Origin of the sequence: Trabulsiella odontotermitis, assembly GCF_030053895.1 — a bacterium.
GTDB lineage: Bacteria > Pseudomonadota > Gammaproteobacteria > Enterobacterales > Enterobacteriaceae > Trabulsiella > Trabulsiella odontotermitis_C.
In genome coordinates this window covers 319,392-341,033 of the sequence record NZ_CP125781.1, presented here as the reverse complement: position 1 = coordinate 341,033, position 21,642 = coordinate 319,392, and the positions used below count along the sequence as shown (strand labels likewise).

The window sequence follows — 21,642 nt, the reverse complement described above, 5'->3', positions numbered from 1 at the left end:
GAATAGTGGCGCAGATTGTAGCGGAATTCTGCACCCGTGTACCCACTAGCTTAAAAAAAGACGGCGCAGATCGCTACTCCGGATGAAAAATGCCGATCACTTGCTCGTCTTTGCGAACATGCTCGCGGGCCTCTTTATCCGCCTCGCGCATCTGGTGTCCGCACTTAACACACTCAACAATATCAACATTATTCTCACGCCACATGGCGAGAGAATCCTGCGCCTGGCATGCCGGACATTTCGCCCCTGCAATAAAACGTTTACGCACGCTCATCGTTCACCTTCTATTCAAATTCGTCCCAGCCGTCCAGCTGGCGTCGTTCCTGTTGCATTTCTCGCTGGAAAATCTCTTCCAGTTCGCGCCGAGCTTCCCGAACGCGGGAGATCTGCTGAGTATCGGTATGTACTGGCATTAGTTCGCGCAACATGCGCATGTCGAGTCGCCGAAAATGCAGTTGCGCACGCTGCGCCTGATGCGGGTGCATGCCTAAAGAAATCAGCGCCTTGCGCCCCAGTTCCAGCGCACTGGAAAAGGTCTCACGGGAGAAAAGTTTGACACCCGCCTGCAGCAACTCATGCGCTTCGACACGCCCCCGCGCTCGCGCCAGAATATGCAGATGCGGAAAATGCTGCTGGCAGACTTCCACCAGCTTCATGGTATCTTCCGGCTCGTTGCAGGTGATCACAATGGACTGTGCATCCTCTGCGCCAGCGGAACGCAGAAGTTCCACCTGCGTGGCATCACCGAAATACACTTTATAGCCATATTTTCGCATCAGGTTGACGGCGCTGATATCACGCTCCAGCACGGTAATGCGCATTTTGTTAGCCATCAGCAAACGGCTAATCACCTGACCGAAACGGCCAAAACCCACCACAATCACCTGCGGTTTATCGTTTTCCACCCAGGGCGCTTCGTCTTCTTCTTCCGGCGTATTCAGGCGACGGGAGAGCAGTGCATTAATTGCTTTCATCAACAACGGCGTGGTCATCATCGACAACGTGACAGTCACCAGCAGCAGCGCCATTTGATCATCCTGGAACAGCCGCTGCGATGACGCGCTGGAAAACAGCACAAAGGCGAATTCACCGCCCTGACTGAGCACCCCGGCAAACTGCATCCGTTCCGAACTGCGCAGACCGTTAACCCGCGCCAGCACATAAAGCACCAGTGTTTTTACGGCCACCAGCACAACCACACTGACCACCACCCACAACAGATGCGTGTACAGCACACCGAGATTCAGCGACATGCCAACGGAGATGAAAAAGAGCCCCAGCAACAAACCTTTAAACGGATCGATAGCGATTTCCAGTTCGTGGCGATACTCGCTCTCCGCCAGCAGCACCCCGGCGATAAACGTCCCCAGCGCCATCGACAGGCCCAGCGCATCCATAAACAGCGCCGATCCGAGCACCAGCAGCAGCGTCGCGGCGGTAAACACTTCCCTCACACCCGAGGCCGCAATGAAGCGGAACACCGGTCGCAGCAGGAATCGCCCGCCGACCAGCACGCCGGCAAACACCAGCACTTTCAGGCCGATTTTCATCCAGTCAGGGTGTTCATCGCCGGTTCCGGCCAGCAGCGGCACCAACGCCAGCGCAGGGATGACGGCCAAATCCTGGAACAGCAGCACCGAAAATCCCAGCTGCCCTGCCTCGCTGCGATTCATGCCTTTATCGCGCATCAGCTGTAACGCCATCGCGGTAGACGACATCGCCAGTCCAATACCGCCAACCACCGCCGCCTGCCACGAGAACTGGGTCAGGATCAGCAAACCCGCCAGGATCGCCGCACTAAAGGCGACCTGCAGCGCGCCAATACCAAAAATAGAGCGTCGTAGCTGCCAGAGTTTCGACGGATTCAGCTCCAGCCCGATGATGAACATCAGGAACACCACCCCGAGTTCGGAGAAATGGAGGATTTCATCGACATCGCTGATGAATCCCAGTCCCCAGGGGCCAATAGCGATCCCCGCCAGCAGATAACCCAGCACCGCGCCGATGCCCAGACGCGCCGCAAACGGCACCACAACCACCGCCGCAAACAAAAATATCACCCCCGCCAACAGCAGATCCGATCCTTCCATTAAAGACCTCCCGTCGTAACAGGTGACGCCAGCCATTCGCCATAGGCTTTAGCGTGGCTGGCCAGCGCTTCCGTCGGTTGACGGCGGGCCCAGTAAATAATGATCGGATTCATCCAGTGCATACGGCACATCGCCGCCGTCAGTTCAAACGGCCGCAGGATGTCGCTCATCGGATAGCGATTCAGCCCGTCGTGACGATAGGCCGCTTCCGGCTCACCCGTGGTGATCACGCTACGCCAGTACTTTCCCGCCAGTTGGTTCCCCCCCACTCCGCTGGCGAACCCCCGACTCAGCACGCGGTCGAGCCACTCTTTGAGTAACGACGGACAACTGTAGGTATACAGCGGGTGCTGAAAAACGATCACATCGTGCTCGCGCAGCAACTGTTGCTCGCGAGGGATATCAATAAAGAAGTCAGGATAATGTGCGTACAGGTCGTGTACCGTTACGTTACTGAGCTGCAGTGCCGGCTTAAGCAGAACCCGGTTCGCCACCGAGTCCTGAGATTCCGGATGGGCATACAGCAGCAAAACCTTCGCTGTCTGAGACATCATTCCCCTCCCGGTTTTTGAATCGTTGTCGTTTTGGGCTACCATGTCGGCCCGGTGCGGCAAATTGCTCACACCTTACATTATCATAATGACAAATTAACATAGTCTGAACATACGGCGCCTTATGATTGTTTTCTCCTCGTTACAAATTCGTCGCGGCGTTCGCGTCCTGCTGGAAAACGCCACCGCAACCATCAACCCCGGGCAAAAGGTCGGGCTGGTGGGTAAAAACGGCTGCGGTAAATCCACGCTGCTGGCGCTGCTAAAAAATGAGATCGCCGCCGATGCCGGTAGTTTTACTTATCCAGGAAACTGGCAGCTGGCGTGGGTCAATCAGGAAACACCGGCATTACCGGAACCCGCTTTAGACTATGTCATTGACGGTGACCGCGAATATCGTCAGCTGGAAGCCGAACTTCAGCAAGCCAACGAGCGCAATGACGGCCATGCGATTGCGACCGTCCACGGCAAACTGGACGCCATCGACGCCTGGACCATCCGCGCTCGCGCCTCCAGCCTGCTGCACGGTCTGGGGTTCAGCAATGAACAGCTGGAACGCCCGGTCAGCGATTTCTCCGGTGGCTGGCGCATGCGCCTTAACCTTGCGCAGGCGCTGATTTGCCGCTCCGATCTGCTACTGCTCGATGAACCGACCAACCACCTCGATCTCGACGCGGTGATCTGGCTGGAAAAATGGCTGAGAAGCTATCAGGGCACGCTGATCCTGATCTCTCACGATCGCGACTTTCTGGATCCGGTGGTCGATAAGATTATTCATATCGAGCAGGAAACGATGTTCGAGTACACCGGCAACTACAGCTCGTTCGAGCGTCAACGTGCGACGCGCCTTGCACAACAACAGGCGATGTACGAAAGCCAGCAGCAGCGCGTTGCGCATCTGCAAAGCTACATCGAGCGTTTCCGCGCCAAAGCGACGAAAGCCCGTCAGGCGCAGAGTCGCATTAAAATGCTCGAGCGCATGGAGCTTATTGCGCCTGCGCATGTCGACAACCCGTTCCATTTCAGTTTCCGCGCGCCGGAAAGTCTGCCCAACCCGTTGCTGAAAATGGAAAAGGTCAGCGCGGGCTATGGCGAGCGGATTATCCTCGACTCCATCAAGCTGAATCTGGTGCCGGGCTCGCGCATCGGTCTGCTGGGCCGTAACGGTGCGGGGAAATCGACACTGATTAAGCTGCTGGCGGGCGAACTGGCACCAGTAAGCGGCGACATTGGTCTGGCGAAAGGCATTAAGCTCGGCTACTTCGCGCAGCATCAGCTGGAATTCTTACGCGCCGACGAATCCCCACTTCAGCATCTTGCCCGCCTCGCGCCGCAGGAACTGGAGCAGAAGCTTCGCGATTATCTCGGCGGCTTTGGTTTCCAGGGCGATAAGGTCAGCGAACATACCGCCCGCTTCTCTGGCGGCGAAAAAGCGCGACTGGTGTTGGCGCTGATCGTCTGGCAGCGCCCTAATCTGCTGCTGCTCGACGAACCGACCAACCACCTCGATCTCGACATGCGCCAGGCGCTGACCGAAGCGTTGATCGAATTCGAAGGCGCGCTGGTGGTGGTATCGCACGACCGTCATCTGCTGCGTTCGACGACCGACGATCTTTATCTGGTGCATGATGGTAAAGTGGAACCTTTCGATGGCGATCTGGATGATTATCAGCAATGGCTGAGTGACGTTCAGAAACAGGAAAATCAGCCTGCGGAAACCTCAAAAGACAACGCCAACAGCGCGCAGGCGCGTAAAGACCAGAAGCGCCGTGACGCTGAGCTTCGCGCGCAAACCCAGCCACTGCGTAAAGAGATTGCCCGCTTAGAAAAAGAGATGGAAAAACTGCACGCGCAACTGGCGCAGGCAGAAGAGAAACTCGGCGACAGCGGGTTGTACGATCCCGAACGCAAAAACGAGCTGACGGCATGTCTGCAACAACAGGCCAGCGCAAAGTCAGGTCTCGAGACCTGTGAAATGGCGTGGCTGGAGGCCCAGGAACAGCTCGAACAGATGCAGCAGGAAAGCTAACCGTAGAAATCAGGCTTTGTGGATGACAAAGCCTGTTTTTTTCTGATGAATCAGATATTGCCGTGGTTAATGCCCGTCAGCGTCGCATTCACATCAAAGAGTTTGGAAATCACCTCCTCGACGCCAAATGCTTTCAGGCGCGCAGCATGTTTTTCCACGTACGCCAGCGCCGTCTCTTCGGATTCAAACAGGTAAATACCACCGGCTTCGTGGTGCTTTTCGCTCTCCGTCCAGATCTTCCAGATGAACCCCGGCTCCTCATTAATCGACCTGGCAAGATCCACCAGTTGGCGGGACATCTCCTCGCCAAACGGGCCGTTAAAACTGAAATGGATCTGCAATAATTTTCTGGACATTATTCCCTCCTGGAATGAGTTGGCCTTAAGTATAACCACAAAAAATACCATGTTTTTCGCGACAGCTGGCGCAATTCGTGCCCCAACCGACCAATACGAAGATAACCGCCGAAATCTGCACCATTTGCCTCATTTTCATAAACACAAATGTAGAGTGAAGGTATAGTAAACACTGATTAGTTGAAGACATCGCACAATTATGGCTCAGATTACCCCTGTTGAAATCGACATTCCGCCGGACGACAGCGCCGCATTTATTCCCATGCGGGGTGGCAGCAATCGTCACCTGCAGACGATGCTGCCGCGGCTTATTCGCCGGAAATTACAGTTCACTCCGCACTGGCAGCGGCTGGAGCTCCCTGATGGCGATTTCGTCGATCTGGCCTGGAGCGAAGATCCCGCGCAGGCGCGGCATAAACCCCGCCTGGTGGTGTTCCATGGCCTGGAAGGCAGCCTGCACAGCCCTTATGCACATGGTCTGATTCATGCAGCCAGGCAGCGCGGCTGGTTGGGCGTGGTGATGCATTTTCGCGGCTGCAGCGGTGAACCGAATCGCAACGAACGCATCTACCATTCCGGCGAAACCGAAGACGGTACCTGGTTCCTGCACTGGCTGCGTCGTGAATTTGGCGACGTGCCGACAGCGGCGGTGGGCTATTCCCTCGGCGGCAATATGCTCGGCTGTCTGCTGGCGAAAGAGGGCGATGCGGTTCCGCTGGAGGCGGCGGTCATCGTCTCCGCGCCATTTATGCTCGAAGCCTGCAGCTACCACATGAACAAAGGTTTTTCCCGCGTCTACCAACGCTATCTGTTGAATCTTCTGAAAGCCAACGCCGCGCGGAAGCTGAAGGCCTATCCCGGTACGCTGCCCGTTGATTTACGCCAGTTGAAAGCCGTGCGCCGCATTCGTGACTTCGACGATTTGATCACCGCGAAAATCCACGGTTTCGCCGATGCGCTGGACTATTATCGCCAGTGCAGCGCGATGCCAGTATTAAGCCACGTAACGAAACCGACGCTGATTATCCACTCAAAGGATGATCCGTTTATGGATCACCACTCCATTCCGCCCAAAACGCATCTGCCAGTGAATGTTGAGTATCAACTGACCGAGCATGGTGGCCATGTGGGGTTTGTGGGAGGCACATGGCGTAAGCCGGAGATGTGGCTGGAAAAGCGCATTCCGGACTGGCTGAGCCGCTGGCTGGGGGTACCGTCATGTTGATTCCCTGGCAGGAGTTGCCGCCCGAGACGCTGGACAATTTGATTGAAAGCTTTGTCTTACGTGAAGGCACAGACTATGGTGAACATGAACGTTCGCTAAAAGATAAAGTCGCTGACGTCAAACGACAGTTACAAAACGGTGATGCCGTGCTTATCTGGTCTGAACTTCACGAGACGGTCAATATCATGCCCCGCTCGCAGTTCCACGACTCACCCGACTAAGAACCCATTCAGGGAGTTGTTCGCTATGTCTGCCAAACATCCGGTGATTGCCGTCACAGGCTCCAGTGGTGCTGGAACCACGACCACCAGCCTCGCCTTTCGTAAGATCTTCGCCCAACTTGAACTGCATGCGGCCGAAGTGGAAGGTGACAGTTTTCACCGTTATACCCGCCCGGAAATGGACATGGCCATCCGTAAGGCGCGCGACCTGGGAAAGCACATCAGCTATTTTGGTCCCGAGGCGAATGACTTTGGTCTGCTGGAGCAGACTTTCCGCGAATACGGACGTTCCGGGAAAGGTCAATCGCGAAAATATCTGCACACCTATGACGAAGCCGTTCCCTGGAATCAGGTGCCAGGCACCTTTACGCCCTGGCAACCGCTGCCGGAACCGACCGACGTTTTGTTCTATGAAGGGCTGCACGGCGGTGTCGTCACGCACGATCACGATGTCGCCAGCCATGTGGATTTACTGGTCGGTGTGGTGCCTATCGTTAACCTGGAGTGGATCCAGAAACTCATCCGCGATACCAGTGAGCGCGGTCATTCACGCGAAGCGGTGATGGATTCCGTCGTTCGCTCGATGGAAGACTACATTAATTTCATCACACCACAGTTTTCGCGCACCCATATTAACTTCCAGCGCGTGCCAACCGTCGACACCTCCAACCCGTTCGCGGCTAAAGGCATTCCGTCACTGGATGAAAGCTTTGTTGTTATTCATTTCCGTAATCTGGAAGGTATCGATTACCCCTGGCTGCTGGCGATGCTACAGGGCTCGTTCATTTCACATATGAATACGCTGGTGGTGCCGGGCGGCAAAATGGGGCTGGCGATGGAACTGATCATGATGCCGCTGGTGAAGCGGATTATGGAAGGCAAGAAAATCGGTTAACCACGCAGGCGGGTAAGCGCAATGTTACCCGCCCAGGTCGTTAGCCTTCGATCACTTCGTATGAATGCGTAATCGTCACGGCTTTTTCGAGCATCAATGCCACAGAGCAGTATTTTTCCGCTGAAAGATCCACCGCGCGGGAAACCGCCGCGTCTTTCAGACTTTTTCCCGTCACAATGAAATGAAGGTTAATACTGGTGAAATAACGGGGGGCTTCTTCGCGGCGTTCGGAGGTCAGTTTGACCTCACAATCGGTCACGTCGTTACGCCCTTTTTGCAGGATAGAAACCACGTCGATAGCGCTACAGCCGCCTGCTGCCATCAGCACCATTTCCATCGGACTGGGAGCCTTATCCCCGGAGTTCCCATCCATAAGAATTTGATGTCCTGAGGCTGACTCGCCGAGGAAGGTCAGCCCCTCAATCCACTTCACACGCGCTTGCATATTTTTTAACTCCCGGTTTGCAATTTTCTTCTCAGATTACGCGCACATAACTTTTCTCGCAACGGAAGTCGACCTGCGTCATGCTGAAGCGAGACACCAGGAGACAGCCGGGAAAAGCTATGCTAAAACAGACGAGATGCTACAGTGATACTTATGAAGTAGTGCATGTATGCAGAGGACATCACATTACTGGCTGGTTATTATTATTTTATCAGCCCCTTCCCAGGTATCGGGAAGAATTCGATTGCAACCCAGTGGCTGAAGTTAACGCCGCTGGAGACAGCTTATAACAGAGGATAATCGCACATGGTGCTTGGCAAACCGCAAACAGACCCGACACTCGAATGGTTCTTGTCTCATTGCCACATTCATAAGTACCCGTCAAAGAGCACGCTGATTCACCAGGGTGAAAAGGCAGAAACGTTGTATTACATCGTGAAAGGCTCGGTGGCTGTACTCATCAAGGATGAAGAGGGTAAAGAGATGATTCTTTCTTACCTGAACCAGGGCGATTTCATCGGTGAATTAGGCCTCTTTGAAGAGGGGCAGGAACGTAGTGCGTGGGTGCGCGCCAAAACGGCTTGTGAAGTGGCTGAAATTTCCTATAAAAAATTCCGTCAGCTCATCCAGGTTAACCCTGACATCCTGATGCGCCTCTCGTCTCAGATGGCTCGTCGTCTGCAGGTCACTTCCGAGAAAGTGGGTAACCTCGCCTTCCTGGACGTTACCGGCCGTATCGCGCAGACGCTGCTGAACCTGGCCAAACAGCCAGATGCCATGACTCACCCGGACGGCATGCAGATCAAGATCACCCGTCAGGAAATCGGCCAGATCGTCGGCTGCTCCCGCGAAACTGTGGGTCGTATCCTGAAAATGCTGGAAGATCAAAACCTGATCTCCGCGCACGGTAAAACCATCGTCGTATACGGTACCCGCTAATACAGCCCGGCGGCGCGTTGCCAAACACAACGCGCCGTTTTGCTTTCTTCATGTGGCGTCGACTGATTTATCACCCGGAAGTTAACTACGCACTGCGACAGACGCTGGTGTTGTCTCTCCCTGTGATTGTGGGTCTGCTTTTCGGTCAGCTACAGCACGGTTTACTCTTCTCGCTGGTCCCCGCCTGCTGCAACATCGCCGGGCTGGATACACCGCATAAACGCTTTTTCAAACGCCTGATTATTGGCGGCACGCTGTTCGCGGGTTGCAGCCTGATAGTCCAGTTATTGCTGGCCCGCGACGTTCCGCTGCCCGTGATCCTCACCAGTCTGACCCTGCTACTGGGTGTCACGGCGGAGATCAGTCCGCTGCATGCCCGCCTGCTGCCAGCCTCACTCATCGCCGCTATTTTTACGCTCAGTCTGGCGGGAAACATGCCGGTCTGGCAGCCACTGCTGCTCTATGCGCTCGGCACGCTATGGTATGGGCTGTTTAACTGGTTCTGGTTCTGGATGTGGAAAGAGCAGCCACTGCGTGAATCCCTGAGCCTGTTCTACCGCCAACTGGCGGAATACTGTGAAGCCAAATACAGCATGCTGACGCAGCACACCGACCCGAACACCGCGCTTCCGCCGTTACTGACGCGCCAGCAAAAAACGGTGGATTTGATCACCCAGTGTTACCAGCAGCTTCATATGTTGGCCGCCAATAAAAACCGCGATTACAAACGTCTGCTGCGTGCATTTCAGGTTGGGCTGGATTTACAGGAGCATATTTCCGTCAGCCTCCACCAGCCCGAAGAGGTGCAGAAACTGGTGGAGCGCAGCCACGCGGAAGCGGTAATTCGCTGGAACGCACAGACTGTCGCCGCACGTCTGCGGGTGCTGGCGGACGACATCCTCTATCATCGCTACCCCAGCCGCTTCAGTATGGATAAGCAAATCGGCGCGCTGGAGAAAATCGCCGATCAGCACCCCGATAACCCGGTCGGCCAGTTCTGCGCCTGGCATTTCAGCCGCATTGCCCGCGTTCTGCGCACCCAGCGACCGCTCTATCCGCGCGATCTGATGGCCGACAAAACACGCCGTCTGCCGGTGTTCCCGGCGCTGAAAAGTTATCTGTCGCTGAAATCCTCCGCGCTGCGTAGCGCCGCGCGGATCAGCGTCATGTTAAGCATCGCCAGCCTGATGGGGACCGCGCTGCATCTGCCAAAACCGTACTGGATCCTGATGACCATCCTGCTGGTGACGCAAAACGGGTATGGCGCGACGCGAGTACGTATTTTCCATCGCGCCGCCGGAACGCTGGCGGGGTTGTTTATTGTCGGCGCTGCGCTGCACTTCCACGTTCCCGAAAGCTATACGCTGTCGGCGATGCTGGTGATTACGCTCGTCAGCTATCTGATTATTCGCAAAAACTACGGCTGGGCGACCGTCGGCTTTACAGTCACCGCCGTATTCACCATCCAGATACTGACGCTGAACGGCGAGGAATTTATCGTCGCTCGGTTTATCGATACGGTGATTGGCTGTCTGATTGCGTTTGGCGGCATGGTCTGGCTGTGGCCGCAATGGCAAAGCGGGCTGCTGCGTAAAAACGCCATGGATGCGCTGGAAGCGGATCAGGATGCCATCCGCTTAATCCTGAGTGACGATCCGCAAGCCCCGGCGCTGGCGTATCAGCGGATGCGCGTCAATCAGGCGCACAACGCCCTGTTTAACTCGCTCAATCAGGCGATGCAGGAGCCCGGTTTTAACACCCGTTACCTGGAAGATATGAAATTGTGGGTCACGCACAGCCAGTTTATCGTCGAGCATATCAACGCCATGACGACGCTGGCACGCGAACACACTATGCTGACGCCTGATCTGGCGCAACGTTATCTGCAGTCTTGCGAAATTGCTCTGCAGCGCTGCCAACAGCGACTGGAATATGATGAGGCGGGAAGCAGCGGCGATGCCAACATTATGGAGTCGCCGGAAACGCTGTCCCACGGCGCGTTAAGCACCATGGAACAGCATCTTCAGCGTGTGCTGGGGCACCTGAATACCATGCACACTATCTCCTCGGTAGCCTGGCGCCAGCGCCCGCATCACGGCATCTGGCTGACCAAACGCTTCGGAAAAACTATGCCGCAATAACGGCTTTCACCGCCTGCGCCAGGCGTGCCATGCCTTCGTCAATATCGGCCTCGTCAATCACCAGCGATGGCGCAAAACGCATGACATCCGGCCCGGCATTGAGCACCATGACCCCTGCATCTGCCGCGGCGTAGAGGAAGTCCCGCGCCCGGCCCTGATACTGTGGTTTCAGCTCCGCGCCAATCAGTAGCCCCATGCCACGAATATCGCTGAACAGATCGTATTGCGCGTCGATCTGCTGTAAATGCTGCACAAAGCGCTCACGTTTCACCTGGATACCGCTCAGCACTTCCGGCGTATTAATGATGTCAAACGCCGCGCCAGCCACCGCACAGGCCAGCGGGTTACCGCCGTAGGTGGAGCCGTGAGAACCCACATGAAACGCGCTGGCGATCTCCTCTGTTGTCAGCATCGCGCTGATGGGGAAACCGCCGCCCAGGGCTTTCGCGCTGGTGAGAATATCTGGCGTCACGCCATAGTGCATATAGGCGAACAGCGAGCCGGTGCGCCCCATGCCGCATTGCACTTCATCAAACACCAGCAGTGCCTGATGCTTATCGCACAGGTCACGCAGCCCTTGCAGAAACGCAGGTGTTGCCGCCGTTACGCCGCCTTCGCCCTGAACCGGCTCCACCACCACCGCGCAGGTGTGATCGTCCATCACCGCTTCTACCGCATGCAGATCGTTGAACGGCACGTGGATGATATCGGCCGGTTTCGGGCCAAAGCCGTCGGAATACTTCGGCTGGCCGCCGACGGAAACGGTAAACAGCGAGCGCCCGTGAAATGCGTTGTGGAAGGCAATGATTTTGGTTTTATAAGGGCTGTGACGCGTCGAGGCATAGTAGCGCGCCAGCTTGAAGGCGGTTTCGTTCGCTTCTGTCCCGGAATTCATAAACACCACGCGCTCAGCAAAGGTGGCGTCGACAAGCTTACGACCGAGACGCAGCGCTGGTTCATTGGTAAACACGTTGCTGGTATGCCACAGCGTTTCGCCCTGCGCATGCAGCGCTGCCACCAGTTGTGGATGACAATGCCCCAGCGCGGTGACCGCAATGCCGCCCGCGAAATCAATGTATTCTTTGCCCTGCTGATCCCATACCCGACTGCCTTTGCCCTTCACCGGAATAAATTCCGCTGGCGCATAAATGGGCAATATCACTTCATCGAATGTTGCGCGGGTAATTGCAGGTTGTTCAGTTGCCATGCCTTGACCACCTTTCATGCAGCAAATTATGAGAAATTACTCATAAAATATGCATAAAAAATCACCCAAAGGCAACTACAATTCAGCGATGGATAAACCGGGCGAGCAGGTCGAGCCCCTGTTCGCTGAGAATGCTTTCCGGGTGAAACTGCACCCCTTCCAGATCCCATTCGCGGTGGCGGATGCCCATGATTTCACCGCTATCGCTGCGCGCCGTCACTTCAAAACAGGCGGGTAACGTCGGCGGGTCGATCACCAGAGAGTGGTAGCGCGTGACGGTAAGTGGGTTATTCAGCCCGCGAAAAACGCCCTGATTATTGTGCGTAATGGTCGAGGTTTTACCATGCATAACTCTGGCGGCCCGCACGATAGTAGCGCCGAACACCTGGCCAATGGCCTGATGCCCGAGGCAAACGCCGAGGATCGGCAGTTTACCGGCATAGTGGCGAATCACGTCCAGCGAAATGCCGGATTCATCCGGTGTGCAGGGGCCGGGGGAGATGACGATTTTTTTCGGCGCCAGCGCCGCGATCTCCGCCAGTGTAATTTCATCGTTACGCTTAACGACCACCTCTGCGCCAAGCTCGCAAAAATACTGGTAGAGGTTCCAGGTAAACGAATCGTAGTTATCAATCAGCAGGATCATGGCGGCTCCGGAACAAAAAACCGCCCTATTCTACTCACTTTCCCGCGCTTCGTTGACCACTTTACGGAAGATTGCGTTAAGTTCGCGCAGATCGCCCATGGCACCATTCTGATTGGCCTGCGCCCAGGCCGCAGGATCAATACCCCGCCAGTCGAGCTGATAACCCGCGTGGATCGCCAGTTGCTCAAAGAAAATCCGTTGCGCCAGCCCGTTGCCCAACCGGAACGGATGTAGCACGTTGATTTCGCAATAGTAGTGGCTGAGGCGCTCCACAAACTCGTCTTCGCTCAGGCCCGCGAGATAGTCCTCTTCTTCCAGATCCTGCATCAGGGCGTTACCCTCTTTTTCGATATAGGCGAAATGGCAGAAGCGGGTATCACCCTGATAAATATCAACTTCGCGATATTCGCCCGCCCAGTCAAAGATGTCCTGATACAGATGATGGTGAATGGCGCACAAATGCGGCAACCCCCGCGCAGGTGGGCCAAGTTGCAGCGTCGCGGCGCGCAGGGCGGTCATTTCATACGCAGCCTGTTCCAGCCGGTCTGCCTGGTGGATGTTCAGGCGGTTTCGCATCACGTTCAGACCGGGGTAAAGGTAAGGATCGCGATCGTTGCCGTATTTATCGCTCATAATGCCTCCTCAGCGCGTCAAGACGTTCTTCTATCTCATCGGCATTCAGCGTAATGAGTGGAATATCCACACGCTCCAGGCGGCGGCTGGCCTGAAAATTGACGTTACGGCTTCGTTCCCAGCATCGGGATTTTTGCTTTTCGGTGAGTGGTTTCATGTGACCTCACTGATCGTCCCCTGTTTGCCACAAGTATAAGCAGCAATTATCAGTTACGCAGGGAGGTCACCATTGCGCGGGTGCTGACACCCGCGCGAAGACGCGTTACGGCAGGACTTTCGCGGAGAGAATGACGACCGGTTTTGACGGCACATTTTGGTACGGGCCGACATCGTGCGTAGGCACCTGGGAGATTTTGTCTGCCACATCCATCCCTTTCACTACTTTACCAAACACGGCGTAACCAAAATCACGCTGACCGTGGTCAAGGAAGGCGTTATCGGCGACGTTGATAAAGAACTGGCTGGTGGCGCTGTCTTTGTCAGCAGTACGCGCCATAGAAATGGTGCCGCGGGTATTGCGCAAGCCGTTATCGGCTTCGTTTTTGATCGGCGGATTCGGCTGTTTCTGCTGCATCTGCTCGGTAAAACCGCCGCCCTGAACCATAAAACCCGGGATAACGCGGTGGAACGTGGTGCTGTTATAGAAACCGCTATTCACGTAGGTCAGGAAGTTTTCGACAGATACCGGCGCTTTCTGCTTATCCAGTTCCAGCTCAATATTCCCCGCGGAGGTCGTCAGCAACACATGCGGATCGCCCTTTGCTGCCAGAGCCGCAGGAGAAATAGCTGAGAATGCGAAGACGGCAGCGACCGCCGCCAGTGTTGATTTGAGCATGCGTGTTCCTTAACGGGTGCAGTAACAGTAGCGAGTGGCTTGATTCTAAAGAGCCTTCTCACCCCAGGCCAGTGATTTACCTAATTTTACCTGACAGACACAATTGTAACGGCCTGAGCCCCGGTTTTTCTGTCCTAAAAACGTGACATCAATCACGAAAATGTTTGCAATGCTCTCTTCATTTCAGAATAAACATTTAATTACATCACCCGAACGAATAAAATCTGTTCGCTCAGCGCGATGTCAATGCGCTTTACACTTCCATTCACAGGCCAGTCAATGACTAACAGCAACCGAATCAAGCTTACATGGATCAGCTTTTTCTCCTACGCCCTCACTGGCGCGTTGGTGATCGTCACCGGGATGGTGATGGGGAACATCGCGGAGTACTTCCATCTGCCTGTATCCAGTATGAGTAACACATTCACATTCCTCAACGCAGGCATTCTGATTTCCATTTTTCTGAATGCCTGGCTGATGGAAATCGTGCCATTAAAAACACAGTTGCGATTTGGCTTTATCCTGATGGTGCTGGCCGTTGCGGGCCTGATGCTCAGCCACAGCCTGGCGCTGTTTTCCGCCGCCATGTTTGTGCTGGGTCTGGTCAGCGGGATCACCATGTCGATCGGGACCTTCCTGATTACCCATATGTACGAAGGCCGTCAGCGCGGCGCGCGTCTGTTATTCACCGACTCGTTCTTCAGCATGGCCGGGATGATCTTCCCGATGGTTGCCGCGATTTTACTGGCGCGCAGCATTGAGTGGTACTGGGTTTACGCCTGCATCGGTCTGGTCTACGTCGCTATCTTCCTGCTAACCTTTGGCTGTGAATTCCCGGTACTGGGTAAAAAAGCGCAGGTCAGCGACGAGCCGGTGGCGAAAGAGAAATGGGGCATTGGCGTGCTGTTTCTGTCCATTGCCGCGCTGTGCTACATCCTCGGCCAACTGGGCTTCATCTCCTGGGTGCCGGAATATGCGAAAGGGCTGGGCATGAGCCTGAACGACGCAGGCAAACTGGTGAGTGACTTCTGGATGTCATACATGTTCGGCATGTGGGCGTTCAGCTTCATTCTGCGTTTCTTCGATCTGCAACGCATTCTGACTGTACTGGCCGGCATGGCGACCGTCCTGATGTACCTGTTCATCACCGGTTCGCCGGAGCACATGCCGTGGTTCATTCTGACGCTCGGCTTCTTCTCCAGCGCCATTTACACCTCAATCATCACGCTCGGCTCTCAGCAAACCAAAGTGGCTTCACCGAAACTGGTGAACTTCGTGCTGACCTGCGGCACCATCGGCACCATGCTGACCTTCGTCGTCACTGGCCCGATCGTTGCGCATAGCGGCCCACAGGCGGCGCTGATGACGGCGAACGGTCTGTACGCCGTCGTGTTCGTGATGTGCTTCGTTCTCGGCTTCGTTACCCGCCATCGCCAGCACAACGTGGCGGCAACGGCGTCTCACTAAGCTTTTATGCCCCTTTGTCGCTGGCAAAGGGGCTGTTGCGGGTAAAAAAGACCTCTTCTCCACCACTATCCGTTTGCACCCATGTCTGCGCCAGTTGGGTCGTGGCAATTACTCTCCCCTGACGAATTGACCAGCGCACCGGCGACTGCGTCCGTACCGCTTCAAAACCATTCTCCACAGGCAGTATCACCAGGTTCGCCGGGTTTCCGGTAGCGATGCCGTAGTCCTTCAGCCCGAAGGTGCGCGCACTGTTGTGAGTGATAAGCGTCAGGCCGTCATTGATTTGCCCATAACCCATCATCTGGCAGACATGCAGCCCCATATGCAACACCTGCAGCATATTGCCGGTGCCCAGCGGGTACCACGGATCGAACACGTCATCATGACCAAAGCAGACGTTAATGTCCGCCGCCAGCAACTCTTTTACGCGCGTGATGCCACGGCGTTTCGGGTAATCATCAAAGCGTCCCTGCAGATGAATATTCACCAGCGGGTTAGCCACAAAGTTAATGCCTGACAGCTTAAGCAGGCGGAAGAGACGCGACGTGTATGCGCCGTTATAAGAGTGCATGGCAGTGGTGTGGCTGGCGGTGACACGCGCGCCCATGCCCTCTTTAAGCGCCAGCGCGGCCACGGTTTCAACAAAACGCGACTGTTCGTCGTCAATTTCATCACAATGGATATCCAGCGGCCGGTCATATTTCTTCGCCAGCGCAAAGGCGATGTGCAGCGACTCAACGCCATATTCGCGGGTAAATTCGAAATGCGGGATCGCCCCGACCACATCTGCGCCGAGCTTCAGCGCCTCTTCAAGCAATGCCTCGCCGTTGGGATAAGAGAGGATCCCCTCCTGGGGAAACGCCACGATCTGTAGCTCCACCCACGGCGCCACCTCCTGCTTCACTTCCAGCATCGCCTTCAGTGCGGTGAGTGTCGGGTCAGAAACATCCACATGGGTGCGCACAAACTGGATGCCGTTGGCGATTTGCCACTTCAGCGTTTTCCAGGCACGGGCTTTGACGTCGGCGTGACTGAGCAACGCCTTGCGTTCAGCCCAGCGCTCAATCCCTTCAAACAACGTGCCTGACTGATTCCAGTGCGGTTCGCCAGCCGTCTGAGTGGTATCAAGATGGATATGCGGTTCGATAAACGGCGGGATCGCCAGTCCGCCACGGGCATTCAGCACTTCATAATTTTCGTTTCTGGCTTCTCCCATAGGAGTAATCGCGCCGAAACGGCCTTTATCGATCGCTATCTGCCATAAACCCTCGCGATCCGCTAAATGGACGTTTTGTATCAGCCAGAGTGGTGCGGTTGTCATGCCTTCTCTCCTGTGGATACGGGATTATGCTGCCATGTCTGCTCTGCGCGTTTTTTCACCTCATTTTGTACACAAAAAGTACAAAACAAAAAAGCCTGCCTTTTCCACAACTTATTAAAATCCTGACAAATCATAGAGATACCCATTAAGTGGTAGGTGAAGGCGCATTTGATTTACATCAATAAGCAGGGTTGCTGAATCGTTAAGGTAGGCGGTAATAGAAAAGAAATCGAGGCTAAAATGAGCAAAGTCAGACTCGCTATCATCGGTAACGGCATGGTCGGTCACCGCTTTATTGAGGATCTCCTTGATAAAGCGCCCGCCGACCAGTTCGACATTACCGTGTTCTGTGAAGAACCCCGCATCGCCTACGACCGCGTCCACCTGTCATCTTACTTCTCTCATCACACAGCGGAAGAACTTTCGCTGGTCCGCGAAGGATTTTATGAGAAGCATGGCATTAAAGTGCTGGTCGGTGAACGGGCGATCACCATCAACCGTCAGGAGAAAGTGATCCACTCCAGCGCGGGCCGCACGGTGTTTTACGACAAGCTGATCATGGCGACCGGTTCTTATCCGTGGATCCCGCCGATCAAAGGCTCAGAAACGCAGGACACGTTCGTTTACCGCACCATAGAAGATCTCAATGCCATTGAATCCTGTGCCCGTCGCAGCAAACGCGGCGCGGTGGTCGGTGGTGGTCTGCTCGGTCTGGAAGCCGCTGGCGCGCTGAAAAACCTCGGTGTCGAAACCCATGTGATCGAGTTCGCGCCGATGCTGATGGCGGAACAGCTCGACCAGATGGGCGGCGAGCAGTTAAAACGTAAAATCGAAAGCATGGGTGTGCGCGTACACACCAGTAAAAACACCAAAGAGATCGTTCAGGAAGGCACCGACGCGCGTAAAACCATGCGCTTTGCTGACGGCAGCGAGCTGGAAGTCGACTTTATTGTCTTCTCAACCGGCATTCGTCCGCGCGACAAACTCGCCACCCAGTGCGGTCTGGCAGTTGCGCAGCGTGGCGGCATCATGATCAACGACTGTTGCCAGACTTCCGATCCGGATATCTACGCCATCGGCGAATGCGCCAGCTGGAACAACCGCGTGTATGGTCTGGTGGCCCCGGGCTACAAAATGGCGCAGGTGGCGGTTGACCATATCATCGGTCGCGAAAACGTCTTTGAAGGTGCCGATCTTAGCGCCAAACTGAAGCTGCTGGGTGTGGATGTGGGTGGCATTGGCGATGCGCATGGCCGCACGCCAGCGTGCCGCAGCTACGTCTACCTCGACGAAAGCAAAGAAGTTTATAAACGGCTGATCGTCAGCGCCGACAACAAAACCCTGCTCGGTGCGGTGCTGGTGGGCGATACCAGTGACTACGGCAACCTGCTGCAACTGGTGCTGAACGCCATCGAACTGCCGGATAACCCGGACTCGCTGATCCTGCCCGCGCATGCCGCAGGCGGTAAACCGGCGATCGGGGTGGATAAGCTACCGGACAGCGCGCAAATTTGCTCCTGCTTTGACGTTACTAAAGGTGCGCTGATCGCCGCCATCAACAAAGGCTGCCACACCGTGGCGGCGCTGAAAGCCGAAACCAAAGCCGGAACCGGCTGCGGCGGCTGTATTCCGCTGGTGACGCAGGTGCTGAATGCCGAGCTGGCGAAACAGGGCATTGAAGTGAACCATAACCTGTGCGAACACTTTGCTTATTCGCGCCAGGAGCTGTATCACCTCATCCGCGTGGAAGGCATCAAAACCTTCGACGAGCTGCTGGAAAAACACGGTCAGGGCTACGGTTGCGAAGTATGTAAACCGACCGTCGGTTCCCTGCTGGCTTCCTGCTGGAACGACTATATCCTGAAACCGGAACTGACGCCGTTGCAGGATACCAACGACAACTTCCTGGCGAACATCCAGAAAGATGGCACCTATTCGGTTATTCCGCGCTCTGCGGGTGGCGAAATCACTCCGGAAGGACTGATAGCGGTCGGTCGCATCGCTGCCGAATTTAACCTGTACACCAAAATCACCGGTTCCCAGCGTATCGGTCTGTTTGGCGCGCAGAAAGATGATCTGCCGGAAATCTGGCGTCAGTTGATTGAGGCTGGCTTCGAAACGGGTCACGCATACGCCAAAGCGCTGCGTATGGCGAAAACCTGCGTCGGCAGCACCTGGTGCCGTTATGGCGTGGGCGACAGCGTCGGCTTCGGCGTTGAGCTGGAAAACCGCTACAAGGGCATTCGCACTCCGCACAAAATGAAATTCGGCGTCTCCGGCTGCACCCGCGAATGTGCAGAAGCGCAGGGTAAAGATGTGGGGATTATCGCTACCGAGAAAGGCTGGAACCTGTACGTCTGCGGCAACGGCGGGATGAAACCACGCCACGCTGATCTGCTGGCTGCCGACCTCGATCGCGACACACTGATCACCTACCTCGATCGCTTCATGATGTTTTACATCCGCACCGCCGATAAGCTGACGCGTACCGCGCCGTGGCTGGACGCGATGGAAGGCGGCATCGACTACCTGAAGAGCGTCATCATCGACGACAAACTCGGCCTGAACGCGCAACTGGAAGCCGAGCTGGAACGCCTGCGCGCGGCGTTCGCCTGCGAATGGACGGAAACCGTCAACAACCCGGCGGCACAGGTTCGCTTCAGACACTTTATCAACAGCACCCAACGCGACCCGAATGTGCAGATCGTTCCTGAACGTGCACAGCATCGCCCGGCCACGCCCTATGAGCGCATTCCGGTCACTCTGGTGGAGGAAAACGCATGAGCCAGTGGATAACCATCTGCAGTATCGACGATATCCTGCCGAAAACCGGCGTCTGCGCCCTGTTGGGCCACCAGCAGGTGGCGGTTTTCCGCCCTCACCGCGACGAGCAGGTGTTTGCCATCAGTAACATCGATCCATTCTTCGAGGCCAGCGTATTGTCCCGCGGTCTGATTGCCGAACATGACGGTGAGCTATGGGTCGCCAGCCCACTGAAAAAACAGCGCTTCCGCCTGCGCGACGGCAAGTGCATGGAAGACGAAAACCACTCCGTCGCCCATTTTGATGCCCGCGTTAAAGACGGACAGGTACAGTTGAAGGCCTGATCGTTTTGGGAATAAGTAATACCAAAAACGTATGAATGGAGAAGGAGAGCAGCAGGAAAAATCGTGTATTCCGGACGATGACTGCTGTTATCCTTACCGCCATGACGCATCCCCGCATTTCTCTTGTTCATTCCGTGAGGTTACCCCGTGGATCACCTGCCAATATTCTGCCAACTGCGCGATCGCGACTGTTTACTGGTCGGCGGTGGCGATGTTGCCGAGCGCAAGGCCAGATTGCTGCTGGATGCAGGCGCACGACTGACCGTCAATGCCCGTGATGTTGTCCCTCAGTTCACCGTCTGGGCTGAAAGCGGCAGCGTGACACTGGTGAAGGGCGATTTTAATCCATCCCTGCTCGACACCAGCTGGCTGGTGATTGCCGCCACCGACGATGAACAGGTTAACGAGCGGGTCAGTCAGGCGGCGGAAGCGCGCCGTATTTTCTGTAACGTGGTCGATGCGCCAAAACAGGCAAGCTTTATCATGCCGTCAATCATCGACCGTTCGCCGTTGATGGTCGCCGTCTCGTCCGGTGGTACTTCCCCGGTGCTGGCGCGTCTGCTGCGCGAAAAACTGGAAGCGATCCTGCCGCAGCATCTGGGCCAGGTGGCGCACTATGCCGGTCAGTTGCGCGCGCGGGTAAAAAAACAGTTCGCTACGATGAGCGAACGCCGCCGCTTCTGGGAAAAACTGTTTGTGAACGACAGGCTGGCGCAGTCGCTGGCGAATCAGGATCAACAGGCCATTACTGAAACCACCGAGCAGTTGCTCAGCGAAGATCTGGATAACCGTGGCGAAGTGGTGCTGGTGGGTGCCGGGCCGGGTGATGCCGGGTTGCTGACCCTGAAAGGGCTGCAGCAGATCCAGCAGGCGGATATCGTGGTTTATGACCGTCTGGTCTCCGATGACATCATGAATCTGGTGCGCCGCGACGCTGACCGCGTGTTTGTCGGCAAGCGCGCCGGTTATCACTGCGTACCGCAAGAGGAGATCAATCAAATTCTGCTGCGTGAGGCGCAGAAAGGCAAACGCGTGGTGCGCCTGAAAGGCGGCGATCCCTTTATCTTCGGCCGCGGCGGCGAAGAGCTGGAGACGCTGTGCAAAGCCGGGATCCCATTCTCTGTCGTACCGGGGATCACCGCCGCGTCCGGTTGTTCCGCCTATGGGGGGATCCCACTGACGCACCGTGACTACGCGCAGAGCGTTCGTCTGGTCACCGGCCACCTGAAAACCGGCAGCGAACTCGACTGGCATAATCTGGCCGCCGAAAAGCAGACGCTGGTGTTCTATATGGGGTTGAATCAGGCCGCGACCATTCAACAAAAACTGCTGGAACACGGAATGGAAGCAGACATGCCAGTTGCGCTGGTGGAGAATGGCACTGCTATCAAACAGCGTGTGGTGGACGGTACGCTGGCGGAGCTTGGCGAACTGGCGCAACAGGTCGTCAGCCCGTCATTGATTATCATCGGCCGCGTGGTCAGCCTGCGTGAAAAACTGAACTGGTTTTCTTATCACTAAATTGCCGCGCCCG

At 55.7% G+C, this 21,642-nt stretch carries 21 protein-coding genes; 10 read left to right on the top strand and 11 right to left on the bottom strand.

Features of this window, described 5'->3' with window-relative positions; translation table 11 throughout:
* Positions 1 to 73: 73 nt before the first annotated feature.
* The 3 genes from QMG90_RS01550 to kefG are packed head-to-tail and all read right to left on the bottom strand — an operon-like array spanning position 74 to position 2,644.
* Positions 74 to 274: a YheV family putative zinc ribbon protein gene (locus QMG90_RS01550; RefSeq protein ID WP_038158617.1), complete on the bottom strand. Its 201-nt coding sequence runs from the start codon at positions 272 to 274 to the stop codon at positions 74 to 76.
* A gap of 10 nt (positions 275 to 284) precedes the next feature.
* Positions 285 to 2,090 (bottom strand): glutathione-regulated potassium-efflux system protein KefB, encoded by a 1,806-nt coding sequence (kefB, locus tag QMG90_RS01545; protein ID WP_283282459.1) that lies wholly within the window; start codon positions 2,088 to 2,090, stop codon positions 285 to 287.
* On the bottom strand, positions 2,090 to 2,644 hold the full coding sequence (gene kefG / locus QMG90_RS01540; protein ID WP_283282458.1) for a glutathione-regulated potassium-efflux system ancillary protein KefG: 555 nt from the start codon (positions 2,642 to 2,644) through the stop codon (positions 2,090 to 2,092). Before kefG ends, kefB begins: the two co-directional genes overlap by 1 nt.
* Before the next feature lie 121 nt (positions 2,645 to 2,765).
* Between kefG and QMG90_RS01535 the strand changes: the two genes are divergently transcribed.
* Entirely contained in the window at positions 2,766 to 4,670 is a 1,905-nt protein-coding gene (locus QMG90_RS01535) for an ABC transporter ATP-binding protein (protein ID WP_283282457.1), read from the top strand.
* Between the two features lie 50 nt (positions 4,671 to 4,720).
* Here the strand turns inward: QMG90_RS01535 and QMG90_RS01530 are convergent, their stop codons facing one another.
* Positions 4,721 to 5,026, bottom strand: coding sequence for a monooxygenase (locus QMG90_RS01530; protein ID WP_283282456.1), 306 nt, complete (start codon positions 5,024 to 5,026; stop codon positions 4,721 to 4,723).
* A 199-nt stretch (positions 5,027 to 5,225) separates the two neighbouring features.
* Between QMG90_RS01530 and QMG90_RS01525 the strand changes: the two genes are divergently transcribed.
* The 3 genes from QMG90_RS01525 to QMG90_RS01515 are packed head-to-tail and all read left to right on the top strand — an operon-like array spanning position 5,226 to position 7,367.
* Positions 5,226 to 6,251, top strand: coding sequence for a hydrolase (locus QMG90_RS01525; protein WP_283282455.1), 1,026 nt, complete (start codon positions 5,226 to 5,228; stop codon positions 6,249 to 6,251).
* Entirely contained in the window at positions 6,245 to 6,472 is a 228-nt protein-coding gene (locus QMG90_RS01520) for a YheU family protein (protein ID WP_283282454.1), read from the top strand. Before QMG90_RS01525 ends, QMG90_RS01520 begins: the two co-directional genes overlap by 7 nt.
* A 25-nt stretch (positions 6,473 to 6,497) precedes the next feature.
* Positions 6,498 to 7,367 (top strand): phosphoribulokinase, encoded by an 870-nt coding sequence (locus QMG90_RS01515; RefSeq protein ID WP_283282453.1) that lies wholly within the window; start codon positions 6,498 to 6,500, stop codon positions 7,365 to 7,367.
* Between the two features lie 40 nt (positions 7,368 to 7,407).
* On the opposite strand, the gene QMG90_RS01510 is transcribed toward QMG90_RS01515, so the two are convergent.
* Positions 7,408 to 7,812, bottom strand: a complete 405-nt coding sequence (locus tag QMG90_RS01510) for an OsmC family protein (protein ID WP_054177842.1) — start codon at positions 7,810 to 7,812, stop codon at positions 7,408 to 7,410.
* Between the two features lie 306 nt (positions 7,813 to 8,118).
* Here QMG90_RS01510 and crp point away from each other — a divergent pair, with 306 nt between their 5' ends.
* Both crp and QMG90_RS01500 read left to right on the top strand, forming a co-directional pair.
* On the top strand, positions 8,119 to 8,751 hold the full coding sequence (crp, locus tag QMG90_RS01505; protein ID WP_000242758.1) for a cAMP-activated global transcriptional regulator CRP: 633 nt from the start codon (positions 8,119 to 8,121) through the stop codon (positions 8,749 to 8,751).
* A gap of 50 nt (positions 8,752 to 8,801) precedes the next feature.
* The gene (locus tag QMG90_RS01500) at positions 8,802 to 10,892 is read left to right on the top strand and encodes a YccS/YhfK family putative transporter (RefSeq protein WP_283283862.1); all 2,091 of its coding nucleotides are present in this window, start codon (positions 8,802 to 8,804) and stop codon (positions 10,890 to 10,892) included.
* Here QMG90_RS01500 and argD read toward each other — a convergent pair.
* From argD to ppiA, 5 genes are all read right to left on the bottom strand, one after another.
* Entirely contained in the window at positions 10,879 to 12,099 is a 1,221-nt protein-coding gene (argD, locus tag QMG90_RS01495) for a bifunctional acetylornithine/succinyldiaminopimelate transaminase (protein ID WP_283282452.1), read from the bottom strand. The two genes, QMG90_RS01500 and argD, sit on opposite strands and share 14 nt — an antisense overlap.
* 82 nt (positions 12,100 to 12,181) lie before the next feature.
* Positions 12,182 to 12,745: an aminodeoxychorismate synthase component 2 gene (gene pabA, locus QMG90_RS01490; protein ID WP_283282451.1), complete on the bottom strand. Its 564-nt coding sequence runs from the start codon at positions 12,743 to 12,745 to the stop codon at positions 12,182 to 12,184.
* Between the two features lie 30 nt (positions 12,746 to 12,775).
* Positions 12,776 to 13,378: a putative adenosine monophosphate-protein transferase Fic gene (locus tag QMG90_RS01485; RefSeq protein ID WP_283282450.1), complete on the bottom strand. Its 603-nt coding sequence runs from the start codon at positions 13,376 to 13,378 to the stop codon at positions 12,776 to 12,778.
* A complete protein-coding gene (locus QMG90_RS01480) occupies positions 13,368 to 13,535 on the bottom strand; it encodes a YhfG family protein (protein ID WP_283282449.1) in 168 nt (55 codons plus the stop codon). Before QMG90_RS01480 ends, QMG90_RS01485 begins: the two co-directional genes overlap by 11 nt.
* A 105-nt stretch (positions 13,536 to 13,640) precedes the next feature.
* Positions 13,641 to 14,213, bottom strand: coding sequence for a peptidylprolyl isomerase A (gene ppiA, locus QMG90_RS01475; RefSeq protein ID WP_283282448.1), 573 nt, complete (start codon positions 14,211 to 14,213; stop codon positions 13,641 to 13,643).
* A gap of 279 nt (positions 14,214 to 14,492) precedes the next feature.
* On the opposite strand from ppiA, the gene tsgA reads away from it, so the two are divergent.
* Positions 14,493 to 15,680 (top strand): MFS transporter TsgA, encoded by a 1,188-nt coding sequence (gene tsgA, locus QMG90_RS01470; RefSeq protein ID WP_283282447.1) that lies wholly within the window; start codon positions 14,493 to 14,495, stop codon positions 15,678 to 15,680.
* Between the two features lie 4 nt (positions 15,681 to 15,684).
* Here the strand turns inward: tsgA and QMG90_RS01465 are convergent, their stop codons facing one another.
* Positions 15,685 to 17,001, bottom strand: coding sequence for a cytosine deaminase (locus tag QMG90_RS01465; protein ID WP_283282446.1), 1,317 nt, complete (start codon positions 16,999 to 17,001; stop codon positions 15,685 to 15,687).
* A gap of 240 nt (positions 17,002 to 17,241) precedes the next feature.
* On the opposite strand from QMG90_RS01465, the gene nirB reads away from it, so the two are divergent.
* From nirB to cysG, 3 genes are all read left to right on the top strand, one after another.
* The gene (gene nirB, locus QMG90_RS01460; protein ID WP_283282445.1) at positions 17,242 to 19,785 is read left to right on the top strand and encodes a nitrite reductase large subunit NirB; all 2,544 of its coding nucleotides are present in this window, start codon (positions 17,242 to 17,244) and stop codon (positions 19,783 to 19,785) included.
* Entirely contained in the window at positions 19,782 to 20,108 is a 327-nt protein-coding gene (gene nirD / locus QMG90_RS01455) for a nitrite reductase small subunit NirD (RefSeq protein WP_283282444.1), read from the top strand. The genes nirB and nirD overlap by 4 nt, the downstream gene beginning before the upstream one ends.
* 147 nt (positions 20,109 to 20,255) lie before the next feature.
* Complete coding sequence (gene cysG / locus QMG90_RS01450) at positions 20,256 to 21,629, top strand: siroheme synthase CysG (RefSeq protein WP_283282443.1); 1,374 nt, start codon at positions 20,256 to 20,258, stop codon at positions 21,627 to 21,629.
* Positions 21,630 to 21,642: the final 13 nt, after the last annotated feature.